At 47.2% G+C, this 14,901-nt stretch carries 20 protein-coding genes and 1 pseudogene; 9 read left to right on the top strand and 12 right to left on the bottom strand.

Features of this window, described 5'->3' with window-relative positions; all coding sequences use genetic code 11:
* Window positions 1–284: pseudogene (locus KNO75_RS13645) on the bottom strand (glutamine--fructose-6-phosphate transaminase (isomerizing)); the annotation flags it as partial.
* A 413-nt stretch (window positions 285–697) separates the two neighbouring features.
* On the opposite strand from KNO75_RS13645, the gene KNO75_RS13640 reads away from it, so the two are divergent.
* Complete coding sequence (locus KNO75_RS13640) at window positions 698–1,033, top strand: hypothetical protein (RefSeq protein WP_214822392.1); 336 nt, start codon at window positions 698–700, stop codon at window positions 1,031–1,033.
* A gap of 30 nt (window positions 1,034–1,063) precedes the next feature.
* On the opposite strand, the gene KNO75_RS13635 is transcribed toward KNO75_RS13640, so the two are convergent.
* From KNO75_RS13635 to KNO75_RS13605, 7 genes are read right to left on the bottom strand one after another with little or no spacing between them, the layout of a single operon-like run.
* Complete coding sequence (locus KNO75_RS13635) at window positions 1,064–1,807, bottom strand: endonuclease/exonuclease/phosphatase family protein (protein ID WP_214822390.1); 744 nt, start codon at window positions 1,805–1,807, stop codon at window positions 1,064–1,066.
* Window positions 1,808–1,833: 26 nt separating this feature from the next.
* Window positions 1,834–2,304, bottom strand: a complete 471-nt coding sequence (locus KNO75_RS13630) for a hypothetical protein (RefSeq protein WP_214822388.1) — start codon at window positions 2,302–2,304, stop codon at window positions 1,834–1,836.
* On the bottom strand, window positions 2,291–2,809 hold the full coding sequence (locus KNO75_RS13625) for a hypothetical protein (protein WP_214818696.1): 519 nt from the start codon (window positions 2,807–2,809) through the stop codon (window positions 2,291–2,293). Before KNO75_RS13625 ends, KNO75_RS13630 begins: the two co-directional genes overlap by 14 nt.
* Complete coding sequence (locus KNO75_RS13620) at window positions 2,788–3,258, bottom strand: hypothetical protein (RefSeq protein ID WP_214822386.1); 471 nt, start codon at window positions 3,256–3,258, stop codon at window positions 2,788–2,790. Before KNO75_RS13620 ends, KNO75_RS13625 begins: the two co-directional genes overlap by 22 nt.
* A complete protein-coding gene (locus KNO75_RS13615; RefSeq protein WP_214822384.1) occupies window positions 3,242–3,691 on the bottom strand; it encodes a hypothetical protein in 450 nt (149 codons plus the stop codon). Before KNO75_RS13615 ends, KNO75_RS13620 begins: the two co-directional genes overlap by 17 nt.
* Entirely contained in the window at window positions 3,692–4,108 is a 417-nt protein-coding gene (locus KNO75_RS13610) for a hypothetical protein (RefSeq protein ID WP_214822382.1), read from the bottom strand.
* An 8-nt stretch (window positions 4,109–4,116) separates the two neighbouring features.
* The gene (locus KNO75_RS13605) at window positions 4,117–4,551 is read right to left on the bottom strand and encodes a hypothetical protein (protein WP_214822380.1); all 435 of its coding nucleotides are present in this window, start codon (window positions 4,549–4,551) and stop codon (window positions 4,117–4,119) included.
* Between the two features lie 207 nt (window positions 4,552–4,758).
* Here KNO75_RS13605 and KNO75_RS13600 point away from each other — a divergent pair, with 207 nt between their 5' ends.
* From KNO75_RS13600 to KNO75_RS13565, 8 genes are all read left to right on the top strand, one after another.
* Window positions 4,759–5,469 carry a GntR family transcriptional regulator gene (locus KNO75_RS13600; RefSeq protein WP_214814677.1) on the top strand — a complete coding sequence of 237 codons (711 nt, stop codon included), beginning with the start codon at window positions 4,759–4,761 and terminating at the stop codon, window positions 5,467–5,469.
* 154 nt (window positions 5,470–5,623) lie between these two features.
* Window positions 5,624–5,971, top strand: a complete 348-nt coding sequence (locus tag KNO75_RS13595; RefSeq protein ID WP_214696899.1) for a PTS lactose/cellobiose transporter subunit IIA — start codon at window positions 5,624–5,626, stop codon at window positions 5,969–5,971.
* Entirely contained in the window at window positions 5,968–6,276 is a 309-nt protein-coding gene (locus KNO75_RS13590; RefSeq protein ID WP_015880671.1) for a PTS sugar transporter subunit IIB, read from the top strand. Before KNO75_RS13595 ends, KNO75_RS13590 begins: the two co-directional genes overlap by 4 nt.
* A gap of 15 nt (window positions 6,277–6,291) precedes the next feature.
* Window positions 6,292–7,698, top strand: coding sequence for a GH1 family beta-glucosidase (locus KNO75_RS13585; protein WP_214822379.1), 1,407 nt, complete (start codon window positions 6,292–6,294; stop codon window positions 7,696–7,698).
* Window positions 7,699–7,710: 12 nt separating this feature from the next.
* Window positions 7,711–9,039 carry a PTS sugar transporter subunit IIC gene (locus KNO75_RS13580; protein ID WP_214696903.1) on the top strand — a complete coding sequence of 443 codons (1,329 nt, stop codon included), beginning with the start codon at window positions 7,711–7,713 and terminating at the stop codon, window positions 9,037–9,039.
* Between the two features lie 74 nt (window positions 9,040–9,113).
* Window positions 9,114–9,440 carry a hypothetical protein gene (locus KNO75_RS13575; protein ID WP_214822378.1) on the top strand — a complete coding sequence of 109 codons (327 nt, stop codon included), beginning with the start codon at window positions 9,114–9,116 and terminating at the stop codon, window positions 9,438–9,440.
* Complete coding sequence (locus KNO75_RS13570) at window positions 9,437–10,015, top strand: hypothetical protein (RefSeq protein WP_214822377.1); 579 nt, start codon at window positions 9,437–9,439, stop codon at window positions 10,013–10,015. Before KNO75_RS13575 ends, KNO75_RS13570 begins: the two co-directional genes overlap by 4 nt.
* A 76-nt stretch (window positions 10,016–10,091) precedes the next feature.
* Window positions 10,092–11,054 carry a quinone oxidoreductase family protein gene (locus KNO75_RS13565; RefSeq protein WP_214822375.1) on the top strand — a complete coding sequence of 321 codons (963 nt, stop codon included), beginning with the start codon at window positions 10,092–10,094 and terminating at the stop codon, window positions 11,052–11,054.
* Window positions 11,055–11,087: 33 nt separating this feature from the next.
* Here KNO75_RS13565 and KNO75_RS13560 read toward each other — a convergent pair whose 3' ends face one another.
* The 4 genes from KNO75_RS13560 to KNO75_RS13545 all read right to left on the bottom strand — a co-directional run bounded on the left by KNO75_RS13560 (window position 11,088) and on the right by KNO75_RS13545 (window position 14,897).
* The gene (locus KNO75_RS13560; RefSeq protein ID WP_214822373.1) at window positions 11,088–11,585 is read right to left on the bottom strand and encodes a hypothetical protein; all 498 of its coding nucleotides are present in this window, start codon (window positions 11,583–11,585) and stop codon (window positions 11,088–11,090) included.
* 99 nt (window positions 11,586–11,684) lie between these two features.
* The gene (locus tag KNO75_RS13555) at window positions 11,685–13,037 is read right to left on the bottom strand and encodes a GH1 family beta-glucosidase (RefSeq protein WP_214790949.1); all 1,353 of its coding nucleotides are present in this window, start codon (window positions 13,035–13,037) and stop codon (window positions 11,685–11,687) included.
* A 24-nt stretch (window positions 13,038–13,061) separates the two neighbouring features.
* A complete protein-coding gene (locus tag KNO75_RS13550; protein ID WP_214814683.1) occupies window positions 13,062–13,991 on the bottom strand; it encodes a carbohydrate ABC transporter permease in 930 nt (309 codons plus the stop codon).
* A 3-nt stretch (window positions 13,992–13,994) separates the two neighbouring features.
* Entirely contained in the window at window positions 13,995–14,897 is a 903-nt protein-coding gene (locus tag KNO75_RS13545) for a carbohydrate ABC transporter permease (RefSeq protein WP_214696921.1), read from the bottom strand.
* Window positions 14,898–14,901 lie beyond the last annotated feature (4 nt).

Genomic DNA, 14,901 nt, shown 5'->3' with positions numbered 1-14,901 from the left:
AGCGTGAAGCGTCCTGTCGTACTTTGGTGCGGGTGGGCGTTCGGTACGCTCGGTACCCCGTGTGTCGCCCAACGTGTGTGGCCGATTCCGATCGTTCCTTCTGCGTCAGCCGATACGATGTCACGGAGTGCTTGGATTCGTCCAACTTCTTTGAATATACGAACGTCATCACCGACCAAGGCAATCCCTGCCGAGTCATAACCACGGTACTCGAGCTTTTCAAGTCCTTTCAATAAAATCTCTTTCGTTCCAACTTGTCCGATCATCCCTACGATTCCACACATAAACAAATCTCCTCTATTCTTCGATTTCTCGAAAAAGGAAACGGGCTTTTTAGAGTGATGTCATCAAGTCTCGCTTTGTCCGTCCGGTCGCCCGAGCGTTTTATCGAGACTCTCTCAGTCGTGACACGCTACTGGAAGGCATCCGCCGAATTCCTCGATCACCTTCGTCCTCGTCAACTCCGCAGAGTTCTGGCGCTTTTATCTCATATCCAGCCGTTTCTCCAGATACGCTTTCATGCTATCGAGTACAAGATGTGTTGGATAGTGGAATCGTAAAAATAGTCGTTCAATACTTTTTTACCGTTCATGTAAAAGTCACCACTTTCACTAAAAAGCCATCCGTTCATCAGGTTTTCGAGTGGGGATAGAACGGGCATGATACAAGTAACGAGTAAAGAAATGAGGGGAAACACATGGGTGGCATCTTCCTATTGATCGGCATACTGTTATCCGTCTTATCCAGGTGGCTCGAATTTGAAGGGAATAGCACGTTAGGAGACGTCATGTTGTTTCCTGCGATTTTTTTCATGGCCATGGCATTCTTATGCAGTTTTCCTTACTTCAAAGACTGGTGGGACGACCGCTCCACACGTAAGAAAGCATTTTTATTCGTGATCTTTGCCGCAGTTGCCATCCTCTGTCTACAAGCCGCTTTCTGGTTTGTCGTCTGGCGAGATCAATGGCTCGGGCTTCTTCTACTCCTTCCCTTTGCGGCATGTGTGGGGTTCATCGCTCGGTTGTTCAAATAAAAAAGGACGTGCAACAGCACATCCTCCTAATTATTTCACGGTGAAGTCGACCATCACACCGTAATGATCACTCGGTACAATGTCGGTACCCGTTTGCATGTCCCCGAACACGTTGACATCCTGGATCTCAACATCTTTCCACTCGGAACGGATCAGAATCCAATCGTATCGTTCAGGCTGCGTAAGATGAGAAGATTGTAAGTACGGATTCTGTTTTACGTCTAGCGTCGGCAGTGGCTCTTCCGCAACAAACGTCGTCACGTCCCGCCACCCTACATCCGATAAGTCATGATAGATAGTGGATTGAGGGTGATCATTGAAATCTCCACACAACACTTCGATCAACTTCTGGCATCCTTTGCTTAACCAGTCTTGAACCGCTCTCATCTGACGTTCTCGAATCGAAGGAGAGCGCCAGTTCAGATGTACGTTGGTGATGCCCCACTCCTGACTTCCCCGCTCAAGCGTCACTCGTGTCGCACAAAAGTGACACTCTTCCACACCCTTTTCCCAAATTGCTTCAACTGAAGACAAGGGAACTTTACTCAAAAAAGCGAGTCCTTCGTCCGGTGAATCGGGATACGGATGAAAGACGCAGAACGGATATCCTGTTTGTTCAGCAATGTCATGAGCTACACTGCCCTGTTCATCAGAGCGAACTTCTTGCAGGGCAATCACATCCGCGTCGATTCGTTTTACTTCTTGGCAAATCGCTTCGATTCGCTCTTGCCATAACGTTTCATTGTTCCAAATGTTATATGTCGCAATCCTCACTTCATATTCCTACTTTCTAGAGTGAGTCACGCGCTCCCCCACTTTTGTTCTTCTTTTAACTCTCGTTCCGTGACATAGTTCTCATCAAGACGAACCATATATCGCTCATACCATTTATGTCCGATGACTGATATGACACCTCCAGTGACCATCAACCCGATAAAGTAAGGTGTCTCAATTTGTTTCGTGATCCATCCGAACATGAGGATTAACAAAATCGGGAACGTCAAAAAATTAAAAATCGACATCAAGTGTATGTGACGTTTGGCGTCTCGACTCGTTAAATATTTCAATTGAATCGTTTCTTTCTTCCAAGATTTTTTAATCGCAAATAGGCCCGCAAATTGACCAATCAAAAGAACAGTTTCTACTGACACCCATCCTTTTTCAGTCGCAACAAACAGCGAAATACAGATCATCCACGACAGAAAAGTGAAGACCCTATTCTTCTCAGACTCAACCCTGGCGAGCTCTCTCATTTGATTACGTTTGTTCACGACGTTGCTCCTTCTCGTATTCACGGACCTCACGAATTTCTTTTAAATCTTTATCCGTCAAATAGTTCTCATCATAGGACTGAATAACGCGGTCGAACCGTTTCGCCAAGTATTCAATCCCGAAAAACGTCAGCTGCGAAAGGAGGAACACACGGAATGATTGTGGACCTGTCGTTTCACTCGTGAAGTAAAAAAGTCCGTAAATCCCGACACCGGTCAAGGCGAGCGTGTGTGCCATCATTTTGAACGATAAGAGGTTACGTGCCGTTTGATTCTTCACGAAACGCAGCCACATCTGGTATCGAACAAAAATACCTGTCAACACGACAGCGAGCACCGCATATAATGCTCCCGTGACGACCCCGTCTGAGAGTGTCCAATACGAGGCGTAAATCAAAAAACTGACAACAAGCCCGATTCCGATGATTCCGACACCCCATCCGGTCCAGCGGTCTACTTTTAAAATCGTATCGATTTGCGATTTTACTTTTGGTGATAATTCCATACGTCATCTCTCCCTTCCAACACTTCTTCATACGTCGGTAGCTTTGACTGATGTGCATGGATTCGCTCTTTCCACTTCTTCTCTCGATACGATTTCGTCAACCCCCAAAGGGCGACGATTCCGCCAATCAGGATGAAGGCATCTTCGTTTATATACATCGGGATGAACAGTGCAAATAAAGAAACGGCACCAATCCAACAATCAATGAGTCGATAGCGTAATACGCGAACGACCGCTTGATGTTCGGCAAAATGGCGGATGACTCGATATTCCATGTATCCTTTATAAGCCACGCCCATGGACACGACCAACATGACCGGGATGACCCACGTCGCCTGTGTCCGTAACATCACGATGAACGAGATTAAAAAAATAAAGAGTACGGGCCAACCAAAGAACCTATCAAATTGTTTAGCATGCGCTACTGTGAGTTCAACTTGACGATTCATGCAAGACCCTCCTTTCAATCACTTCCTCATACGTCGGTAATTCTGGATCGATTTGTTTAAGTTGCTTTGTGAACCACTTCTGGCGGAACGGACTTAATACTCCCCATATTCCAAAAAAGAGACCAATCACGAGACCAAATTCTTCTGACGTCAGCAGGGTCACCATGAGTGTCGTCAACAACATCGCATCCACCCATTCGAATAGATATTGAAAAATGAGGATTCGATGCGCTTTCTGATGTTTTGTCATTCGCCACATGATGCGCATCTCTTGAAAACCCATCACGACGATGATTACAGAGACCGACACCATGATGGGAATGAGCCACATTTTCTCTAACAAGAGAGCGACAATGACGGCCGTGACATACAGAATCAAGATGGGTACGGCATAACGTCGCATCCGTTGCACCCACTTTACATCTTGCTCCACCTATATCGCCTCCTTGTCTAGATGCATATACGCTGTATCTTGTCGTTTCGTCTGTGTCTCCACCTTCCACGTCCATAACACTGCGCCACCGATGAACACCGTGACACACATATACGCCACGTTTGAGGTAAACAATATTTGATGATTCAATGCGAGAAAACAGGCAACACTATTAATCACGTCCCGAGCAAGCTGACGACGATACAACCCTTTCAATTCTGGTTGAAACCCCAAACGTATCCGATATCGCTTCACGTATAAGATATTTAGCGGAATGAGCGTACAGGCGATATACAGCACGCCCCATGTGAGCTCATCGGTCAATAAGCTGATCGGTAACATCAGTACTACGAATGTTCCAAACAGGCCGAAAATCCATTGGTCGAATAAACGTTTCCATGCCTGCTCTTTTGTCATGCGTTCATTCATCTCTTCAACCGTTGTTTCTCGGATTGCTCCACCGAAGGCATGCGTTCACCGAATTGTTTTTGGAAAGTTTGACCGAACACCACCCACAAGGTAAGCACAATGAAAATTGTCAATGTATCAATTTGCATAAAGAGAAGAGCTACCGTGATTACAATAAGGATTGCTGAATCCACCAAATCATAAATGAGTTCCCATTTTAGAGACTTCACTTTGATTTTTCCGCTTACATGTGTACGGTGTTTCTGATACTTGCTAACGTCTAACCCAATCATCGTAACTCCTAGAATAATAAGCGGGACTGTCAGCCATGCACTACCTTCGAAGTACGACACAGCAAGCGCCATAAGTATAAACACAAACGAAACATATTTTATTCGAAGTGGTGACTTCCACCATGTATCTTCTTGTACAAGCCGATTTTGATCGTTCACTTAACAAACATCCTTTCTTTACAGCATCTATTTCTCTTATACGTATGATTTCTTATTATTGTTTCACATTTTCCGAATATTCCCTCAATGAATCGTTCGACTTTTTTCAACAATTGATAAATGAAACGTATCCGCTTACAAAGGTTATCTGCTATACTGGTAGCAAATTCATTCCTACAAATTTTTTTGTGAAAGGTGTAGAACTGTATGTCTCCGAAGTACAAGCAAGTTGCGAGTCAGATTGAATCAGACATTGTCAATCATGTCTACCAACATACGAATAAACTATTGACCGAGGATGAGTACGCCAATAAATACGGTGTCAGCCGCAACACGGTCCGAAAAGCGATCGAAATTCTCGTCAACAAAGGATATGTCTATCAAGTTCAAGGGAGTGGCGTCTTCGTCCGCGACCACTACAATAGTGATTACATCAATCTTGAAAAACTCCAAGGTCTCACGAGTGACTTCAGTGGTCGGAAAGTCGAGACGCGCGTCTTACATTTCGAACAGACGGTCGCGAACGATGAAGTCGCGGAGCGGATGAAGTGCCCAATTGGTACACCCGTCTATTTCGTGAAACGGCTACGTCTCGTCGATGATCATCCGTTCTCGGTAGAGGATTCGTACTTCCGAAAAGAGCTCGTTATCTACTTAGACGAAAACATCGTTCAAAAGTCGATCTATACGTATTTACGAAACGATCAAAAGCTCGCCATCGGATTTGCTGATCGTGTCATTTATGCGGATTTCCTCGATGCAGACTCAGCTAGCCTGCTCGACCTGAAAGAGAACGACCCTGCTTTGATTGTCGATAACACCGTTTACTTAACAAACGGACAAATCTTCGACGTCTCTCGTTCCACCCATCATTTTAAACATGTCAAAATGCTCAAAGTCTCGAACATCAAGTCCTAAACGCGCCCGAGAGATGCTTTTCTCGCGCGCATTTTTTTATGCCATTTACTAAAAAGTAAGGGTTTACACGAAAACGCTTTCGTGCTACTATCAACATGTAGAAAATAATTTGTACCTATGAATTTCAGTTATCCATACAAAAAGGAGAGATATTATGGTTTCGGAAACAATTGAAATCTCACCGGAAGATATTTTCGGTCTCATCGCCCTCTCGGGTGACGCCAAAGCGAGCTACCATCAAGCGATGCTCCTCATGCAAGAAGGAAAAAAAGAAGAAGCCGAGGCAGCAGTCGTTGCTGGTGACGCGACATTAAAAGAAGCACATGCGATTCAAACGAAATTCGTGACGCTCGAAGCACAAGGTAAATCGGCAACGGTCGGTGTCCTCATGGTGCACGCGCAAGATCACTTGATGAACACGATTCTCGTCAAAGAAATGCTTGGATATATGATGAACATGCAAAACGAAATCAATGAATTGAAAGGAATGGATCAAAAATGATTAAAATCGGACTCTTCTGTGCGGCAGGAATGTCAACAAGTATGTTAGTAGAAAAAATGAAAGCGGTTGCCTCTGAACGTGGCATCGAAGCTGAAATCGCAGCTTATCCAGAATCAGAGATGGAAACTTACGTTGACAACATCGACGTTGCACTTCTCGGACCACAAGTGAAGTACCTCCTTTCAAAAGGAAAGCAAATCTGTGAACCAAAAGGTGTTCCAATCGACGTCATCAACACAGTCGACTACGGCATGATGAACGGTGCGAAAGTATTAGACCACTCATTGAAACTTGTAAATAAATAAACTGAGGTGACTACTTTGAAAATGCCTAAAGATTTCTTGTTCGGCGCTGCTTCGGCCTCTTACCAGGTCGAAGGCGCATGGAACGAGGACGGGAAAGGCCTCTCGAACTGGGACGTCTTCTCGAAAATTCCTGGTAAGACATTTGAAAACACAAACGGCGACGTCGCAGTCGACCATTACCATCGTTATAAAGAAGACATCGCGCTCATGGCGGAGATGGGACTCGAATCGTATCGCTTCTCGATCTCATGGCCACGTGTCTTCCCGAACGGTACGGGTGAAGTGAACGAAAAAGGACTCGAGTTCTATAACAACTTGATCGACGAATGTTTGAAACATGACATCGTCCCATTCGTCACGCTCTACCATTGGGATCTTCCACAAGCACTTGAAGAAAAAGGCGGCTGGAAGAACAAAGAGACGGTTGACGCATTCGTCCGTTTCGCGGATACTTGCTTCCAATCGTTCGTTGATCGTGTTAACCACTGGATCACGTTCAACGAAGCGGTCATCTTCTGCTCACTTGGATACTTAACAGGCGCACACCCGCCAGGCATCGAAGGCGACGTCAAAGGTTATTTCCAAACGACGCATAACGTCTTCGTCGCTCACGCCCGTGCCGTCGAGCTCTTCAAACAAAACGGTCACACTGGCGAAATCGGGATCACACACGTGTTCAACCCAGCGTTCAGTATCGATGACGCAGAAGAGAACAAGTTTGCTGAAATGCACGCAAACGCTTATGCGACACATTGGTTCTACGATCCAATCTTAAAAGGTGAATATCCGGAGTACGTCGTGAACGGTTTAAATGAACAAGGTCTTCTCCCTGAAATGACGGAGGAAGAACTCGACGTCTTGAAACGTACTGCTCCGATGAATGACTTTATCGGTCTCAACTACTACAGCCCGCAGCGCGTCATGAAAAATGACTCTGCGCTCGTCATGGCTGGTGGACGTGAGAACTCGACAGGTCGCCCTGGTAACCCATCGTTCGATGGCGTCTACAAGACAGTCAAGATGGACGACAAAGTGTACACGAAATGGGATTGGGAAATCTCACCGGAAGCGTTCCTCGATGGCATGCATATGTTGAAAGATCGTTACGGCGACGTCAAAATCTATATCACAGAGAACGGTCTCGGTGATGTCGACCCGATCGTCGACGGCGAGATCATGGATACGCCACGGATTGAGTACATCGAAGGTCACCTTCGTGCAGTAAAACACGCTGTTCAACAAGGCATCAACGTTGCCGGTTACTATGCTTGGTCTGCAATCGACCTACTTAGCTGGTTAAATGGTTATAAGAAACAATACGGTTTCATCTACGTCGACCACAACAATGGTCTCGCACGGAAGAAGAAACAGTCGTTCCACTGGTATAAAGAGATCATCGCCACGCGCGCTGAAGACCTATAAGGAGGTTCCCCTATGAGCCGCTTAGAAAGAGTATTTGAAAAGTTCACCCCTGCTTTTGTTCGCTTTGCGAACGCCAAGCCCGTCCTTGCGATTAAGGACGGGTTCATCCTCACGATGCCGATGACAATCATCGGATCGTTGTTCCTTCTCATCCTGGCGTTACCGATTCCAGGTTGGGCCGACTTCATGTCAGGTCTATTCGGGGCAGACTGGTCACTCCCGCTCACGCAAGTCGTTGGTGCGACGTTTGACATCCTTGCTTTAATCGGTGTTTTTGGAATCGCTTACTCATACGTCAAGAACGAAAAGATCGAAGGCGTACCAGCTGGTATCCTTGGAATCATCTCGTTCCTCATCATCACACAAGCTTCTGTCTTGTCTGAATCTGGGGAATTCGTTGGTGGCGTCATTCCAAAAGTATGGACAGGTGGACAAGGTGTCCTCGCTGCCATCATCGTTGGATTGACAGTCGGATTTATCTACTCGCAGTTCATCAAACGTGGAATCAGCATTAAAATGCCAGACGGTGTTCCACCAGGCGTATCGAACTCATTCTCTGCACTTGTTCCTGGTTTGGCAATCATCTCACTCGCCGTTGCGACGTTCGCAATTTTCCAAGCGGTTGCAGAGCGCACGTTCACAGAAGTCATCTATGATGTTCTTCAAGCACCACTTCAAAACTTGACTGACACACTCGCAGGAGCCGTCATTATCATGGTGCTCATGTCTGTCATGTGGTGGTGTGGAATTCACGGTGCCGCGATCCTCATGGGAATCATGGGACCTCTTCTCACAGCGAACGCGCTTCAAAACCAAGCGATCATCGATGCTGGTGGTACGCTCGTCGCTGGCGAGAACGCAAAAATCGTTACGATTCAATTCCTCGATGTGTTCACGAAACTTGGTGGATCAGGGATTACAATCGGCTTCATTATCGCGACACTGATTGTCGCACGTTCGGCACACTTGAAGCAGCTTGGAAAGTTGTCACTTGCACCAAGTATCTTCAACATCAATGAGCCGGTCATCTTCGGGATGCCAATCGTCTTCAACCCGATCATGTTCGTCCCATTCGTTGTCGTGCCAGCTATCGCTTCATTCATGGTTTACTTTGCCATCCTTTGGGGTTGGGTCGAGCCGTTCAACGCGCTTCAAGTACCATGGACGACACCTCCAGTCATCTCTGGATTCTTGATCGGTGGATGGCGTGCTGCCCTCTTACAAATTGCAACGATCGCTATGGCCGTTGCGGTGTATCTTCCATTCGTTCGCATTCAAGACCGCGTCTCGTATGGTGAAGAATTGAAAGCACAAGAAGAAGCAGACAAAGCATCAGCCTGAAACAAAAACGACAGCCCTTCTCAGCAATGAGGAGGGCTGTTATATTTAGGGAAAAGAGTTAAGGAGTTGGAAATTTGAAAGCATACTACCCTTCTATATTTGCTGTCATCGCTGGTCTCTCAGGAGTAATCGGATTGGTCTTTCAATCGGTATACCCAATCATGTTGTCTCCCGTCTTTTTACTCATTGCGGGATACTCTGTGGTACATGTGAAGAAGCAGAACACAACAGTAAGAAATTATACAGCGAGCTTTATGATCTTATCGAGTGCCGCCCTTGCATTCGGTCTCGGCTTCCAATCCATCATCCCGTACGCCATGCTCATCGGAGTCGTGATCCATACAGTCTGTCTCTTCTGTGCAATCATCGCACTCGGACGATATCGTGCGCACGTCTCATGAAGGCTGTGACTAGACTCGGTTGGGGCTCGTTTCTTCTAGCACTCGTCCTCACTCCACTACTTGCCGTCGATGTGATTCTCATCTATCTACTTGAAGACACATCGCTCCCGGTCGTCTCGACTCTCGCTATGCTCGGTTGTTTCTATCTGCTATCGACCACCTTGAGCTTCTTTGTCGATGGTCTAACGGGAGCGTTACGCTCATTTGTTCATGGGGACGTACCGCGTCTAATCGACACCATTCTTCACGGAACGGTGAGTGGGATCAGTCTATACGTCGTGCTGGCCTTCTTTCCGTCTATCGATTTATCGACATTCACCGTCATGGCGATTGTATTCGTCCACTTATTCGGTGCATCGTTGTGGCTAAATCGGGAGGATTCGAAAGAAGACGTACCTCTCGAACTCGATTCAATCGATCAACAGATCGTTCACCTGTTACGTACGGAAACAATCGTCTCTTGTGTCGAACGAATACAAGAAGAATACCCGGATTTACCGAAACGGGACGTGTTGAAACGCGTGAAGAAAATCAGTCAATCCACCGAAGTCACCGAACCGCTTCATGGTCGGTGACTTTTGTGCGTCATCATAAGCGAATCGTGAGCCATATGCTATAGTTTGAATGAATCTAACGAAGGAAGTGATCAGCATGAAGGCACTCGTCTTTCATCAGTTCGGTGGCCCGGATGTCTTAACATATGAAGAGGTCCCGACACCAATGCCACAAGTCGATGAAGTATTGGTCCGCACGAAAGCAATTGGACTGAACTATGCCGATGTATATCGTCGAAAAGGGAATTATCATCTTGTCGGAGAACCTCCATACATTCTCGGGTATGAAGGGGCCGGCGTCATCGAGGCGGTCGGAGCGAACGTCACGTCGTTACAAGTCGGAAATCGAATCGCCTTTGCGGATGTCCCGCATGCCAACGCAGAATTCGTCGCTGTCCCACTCGACAAGGCGATTCCCCTCCCAGACACCATTTCATTTGAAACGGCCGCATCGGTCATGCTTCAAGGATTGACGGCTCATTATCTCGTTCACGATAGCTATCGGATTCAACCTGATGACGTTGCGGTTGTTCACGCAGCCGCTGGCGGTGTCGGTCAGTTGTTGACGCAAATGATTCAACGCCTCGGCGGGCAGGTCATCGGTCTCACGTCGACAGATGAAAAAGTGGCGACCATCCAAACGCATGGTGCCCGTGCCTATCGCTATGACGAAGCATGGGTTCAACATATTCGTACCGTGACAGACGGTCGTGGTGCCGATGTCGTCTATGACTCGGTCGGCTCGACATTAGAAGACAGTTTCGAAGCAACTCGCATCGGTGGGACGGTTGTCTTCTACGGCATGGCCGGTGGCAACCCAAAACCGGTCGATCCGCGTATGCTCATGGACACCTCGAAGACATTGACGGGTGGGGACCTATGGAACGTGCTCACGTCAATGGAAGAACGAATTCGTCGGTCACACGAATTGTTCAGTTGGATCAACGACGGTTCACTCATCGTTCCATCGCCAACGACGTTCGCCTTATCAGACGGGTCATCAGCCCACGCCTTTTTAGAAAGTCGGAAGAGCCAAGGGAAGATCCTCTTGATTCCATAAACAAACGCCAGCCCTTTATGAGGTGCTGGCGTTTTACATATCGTCTTTTCGGAGCGAGTATCCGTCGACCTCCAGTAATCGCATCCGCCTTTGGTCGATCGCTGCATGTACAATCACGGTCACGCCCGGATTGAGCTCCATCATCTTTTTGATTTTTCGTAAGTCATCCCCATTGATCTCGACGGGCAACACGAATTCCCCTTCTCTCAAATGAACGAACTTGATTTTCCCTTGGTCGTCATATCCCGTTACCTCATACGTCGAAAATTCACGTTTCATCAACATTTCCCCTTCCTCCGAATCCATCTCGACATTTAATTTTCGTATTTCCCGTTCGCGTTTAATTCGTTTATCACGTTCAATCAATCCCTTCACTCCTAAAAAAGAAGAGAAGAGGACAAATACGATAAAGAGAACGTTTAAATAAACCAATCCATAGAGCAGTCCATAGATGAACCAGCACATTAACCAAATCATAATGAGAGAGGACGTTTTATCCTCCTCCCGCTCCTTTTCCGTTCTATAATCCATTGCCATCTCCCCTCCTTCCCTCTCTACTTCATGCATTCCCCCCTTGTATGCGTTGCACACAAAAAAATCCATCCCCGTAGCGGCAGGGATGGATACATGTTACGCCTCGACGCTATCCGCGTGTTCGGCCTTATGGTCGGCGATGACACCGGCATACCACTTCGCGCTGTCTTTCCAGATGCGCTCTTGCGTCTCAAAGTCGATATAGAGGATTCCGAAGCGCTTCTCGTATCCGAAGCTCCATTCGAAGTTATCCATGAGTGACCAGAGGTAGTAGCCTTGAATGTTCATGCCTTCATCGTTCAAGTCAGAGACAGCTTCGAGGTGCTGGCGGACGTAGTCGATCCGGTTATCGTCATGGACTTCGCCATTCTCCAGCACGTCGTCAAATGCGGCGCCGTTCTCTGTAATGTAGATTGGAAGGTCAGTATACTCGGCGCGTAAACGACGGATCAGGTCTTTGAATTCGTTCGGGGCGATATCCCAGCCCATGCCCGTCTTCTCGTAGTCCGAGTAAGCGTCTGCCTTCAAGAAATCATTTGCTGCGTTGAACTCGACAATACCACGGCTATAGAAGTTGATGCCGAAGAAATCGCAAGATGTCGAGATCGTCTCCATATCACCCGATTGGATGAAATCGAAGTTATGCACATATTTGGAGAACAGGTTCATCATGTCGACCGGATATTGGCCTTTGAAGACCGGATCGAGGAACCAGCGATTCGAATACCCGTCGGCATTGTTCATCGCAAGGCGGTCATTCGCCGAATCCGTCTTCGCATACATCGGTGACAAGTTGAGAGTGATGCCGATCGGGGTCGTGGACTTCATCTCTCGCTTCAACAATTCGACCGCTTTCCCGTGCGACAACAAGATGTGGTGCACGGCGCGTACCGCTTCGTTCATGTCACGATGACCCGGTGCGTGAACACCGACGTGGTAGCCGAGGAAGCCGGCACACCAAGGCTCATTGTGGGTAATCCAAGAGTCGACGATATCATCAAGCTCTTCAAAACAGACTTTCGCATAATCGAGGAACCAGTCGACCGATTCACGGTTGACCCAGCCACCTTCTTCGTGAGCCCACATCGGAAGGTCCCAGTGGTAAATCGTGACAGCTGGTTTGATTCCTTCTTCGCGGAGACGCAGCGCCAAGTTTTTGTAAAACGCCATACCTTCTGGGTTGTACTCTCCCTTGGCAGGGAAGATTCGTGGCCACGCGATGGAGAATCGGTACGTGTCGACACCTAGCTTTTTGATGTGCTGAATGTCTTCCTCGTAACGATGGTAGTGGTCACATGCGACATCGCCGTTATGCTTTTCAAACACGCGCCCGTCGATGTCACAGAACATATCCCAGATGGAAGGAGTACGTCCTCCTTCGTTGTGTGCGCCTTCAATTTGGTACGAGGACGTGGCTGTCCCGAATACGAAGTCTTTCTTAAAATGCATAGTGTTTTCCTCTTTTCTCTATATTTATTCTTTGACAGCACCTGCCGAAATACTGCTGACGATGTACTTCGAGAGGAACAAGAAGGCAATCATGATCGGTACGACCGAGATCGCGATTCCTAGGTAAAGCGCGCCAAGGTTTTCTGCGACTTGTGATCCTTTCAAGAAGCCCATCAAGACAGGCAACGTGTATTTCTCAGGAGAGAATAAGAGAACAAGTGGCATCAAGTAGTTGTTCCACGAGCCGATAAACGTGAAGATCGACATCGTCGCAATGGCTGGCATCATCATCGGGAGCGCAATGGTATGGAAAATGCGCAATTCGCTCGCACCGTCAATCCGTGCCGCTTCAATCAAGCTGATGTGAAGCGTCGCTTGTGTGTACTGACGGATGAAGAAGACGGTGAACGGTGTCGCAATCGCTGGAACGATCAATGGGATGAACGAATCGAGAATTCCAAGCGTCTTCGAGATTTCGTAGAATCCGATGAGTCCGAGCTGTGCCGGTACCATCATCATGACGAGCATGAAGATGAACATCGCATTCTTCCCTTTAAAGTTGTAGAACGTGAATCCGTATGCAGTAAGTGCCGAGAAGTATCCAGAGAGGACAGTCACCGATACCGAGATAATCAAGCTGTTTTTGAAGCCGGTCCAGATGTTGATGTACTCGCTGAGGGTAGCGTAGTTATCGAGCAACGCATTACCAGGGATCAGGGTGAAACCAGATATGACTTCTCCGTTCGTCCGAGTCGCGTTGATGATCATCATCAAGAACGGGATGAAGCATATGATTGCAAGAATGGTCAAACTTGCATAGATCAAGCCTCGAATAACACGATGTTTCGACTTTTCTTTTTTAGGTGGCGCCACTTTGAGTGGACGGTCTTCTTTACGTTTTGGCTGCGCTTCGCTATCAGGAAGCATACGCCGTGTTTCTGCATTTTGTTCCATCGCTTACGCCCCCTTCTTCTGTGTTGCGCGTTCGTTGCGGAACATACCTTTGAAGACGATCGCCGAGAAGATGAGCGTGATCAAGAATAAGCCGTAAGCGACCGCAGATGCGTAGCCGTAGTTGTTGTATTTGAAGGCTTGGTTATACAAGTAAAGCACCATCGTATTCAACGAACCGTCCGGTGAACCAATTCCATCGGTAATCAACATCGGAAGGTCGAACAATTGAAGTCCACCGATGAGCGATGTGATCATGATGTAGAGAAGGATTGGCTTCAAAAGCGGCAACGTCACTTTCGTAAACATTTGCCAACGGTTTGCACCGTCGATGTGAGCAGCTTCAAAGTAATCCGTTGAGATTCCTGAGACACCAGCCATCACGATGATAAAGGAGTGACCGAACCACATCCATGTCAAGATGAGTGAGACGGATAATTGAGCCGTCACTGGTTCTGCCAACCAGTCGATCGGATTTGAGATCAAACCGATTTTCATCAACACCATGTTGAGTGAACCGTGCTGCCAGTCGAGCAAAATACCGAACAAAAGCGCGACCGAGCTGATTGTGATCAAGTTTGGAAGATAAAAGAATGAACGGAAGAAGTTTAATCCTTTTAGCTTCAAACGAAGATCTGAGAATAAGAGCGCCAATAAAAGTGCCATTCCCATCTGCAAGGCGAAGTTGACTCCCCAAATCTTGATGGTGTTGAAAAACGCTTCGATGAAGTATGTGTCCGTCAACAACCGTGTATAGTTCGCAAATCCGACAATCTCTTCTCCTGGGCTACCGGTGTAGTTCGTGAAGCTATAGTAAAGCGTCAAGAAAACCGGATAAATGCTAAACGTCAAGAAAACAACCCAGAACGGGGCGATGAACAGATAGCCGTAACGATCTAATTTTTTCACGTGT

It is taken from the genome of Exiguobacterium sp. s35 (assembly GCF_018617535.1).
Taxonomy (GTDB): domain Bacteria; phylum Bacillota; class Bacilli; order Exiguobacteriales; family Exiguobacteriaceae; genus Exiguobacterium; species Exiguobacterium aestuarii.
This window is presented reverse-complemented; position numbering and strand designations above follow the sequence as displayed.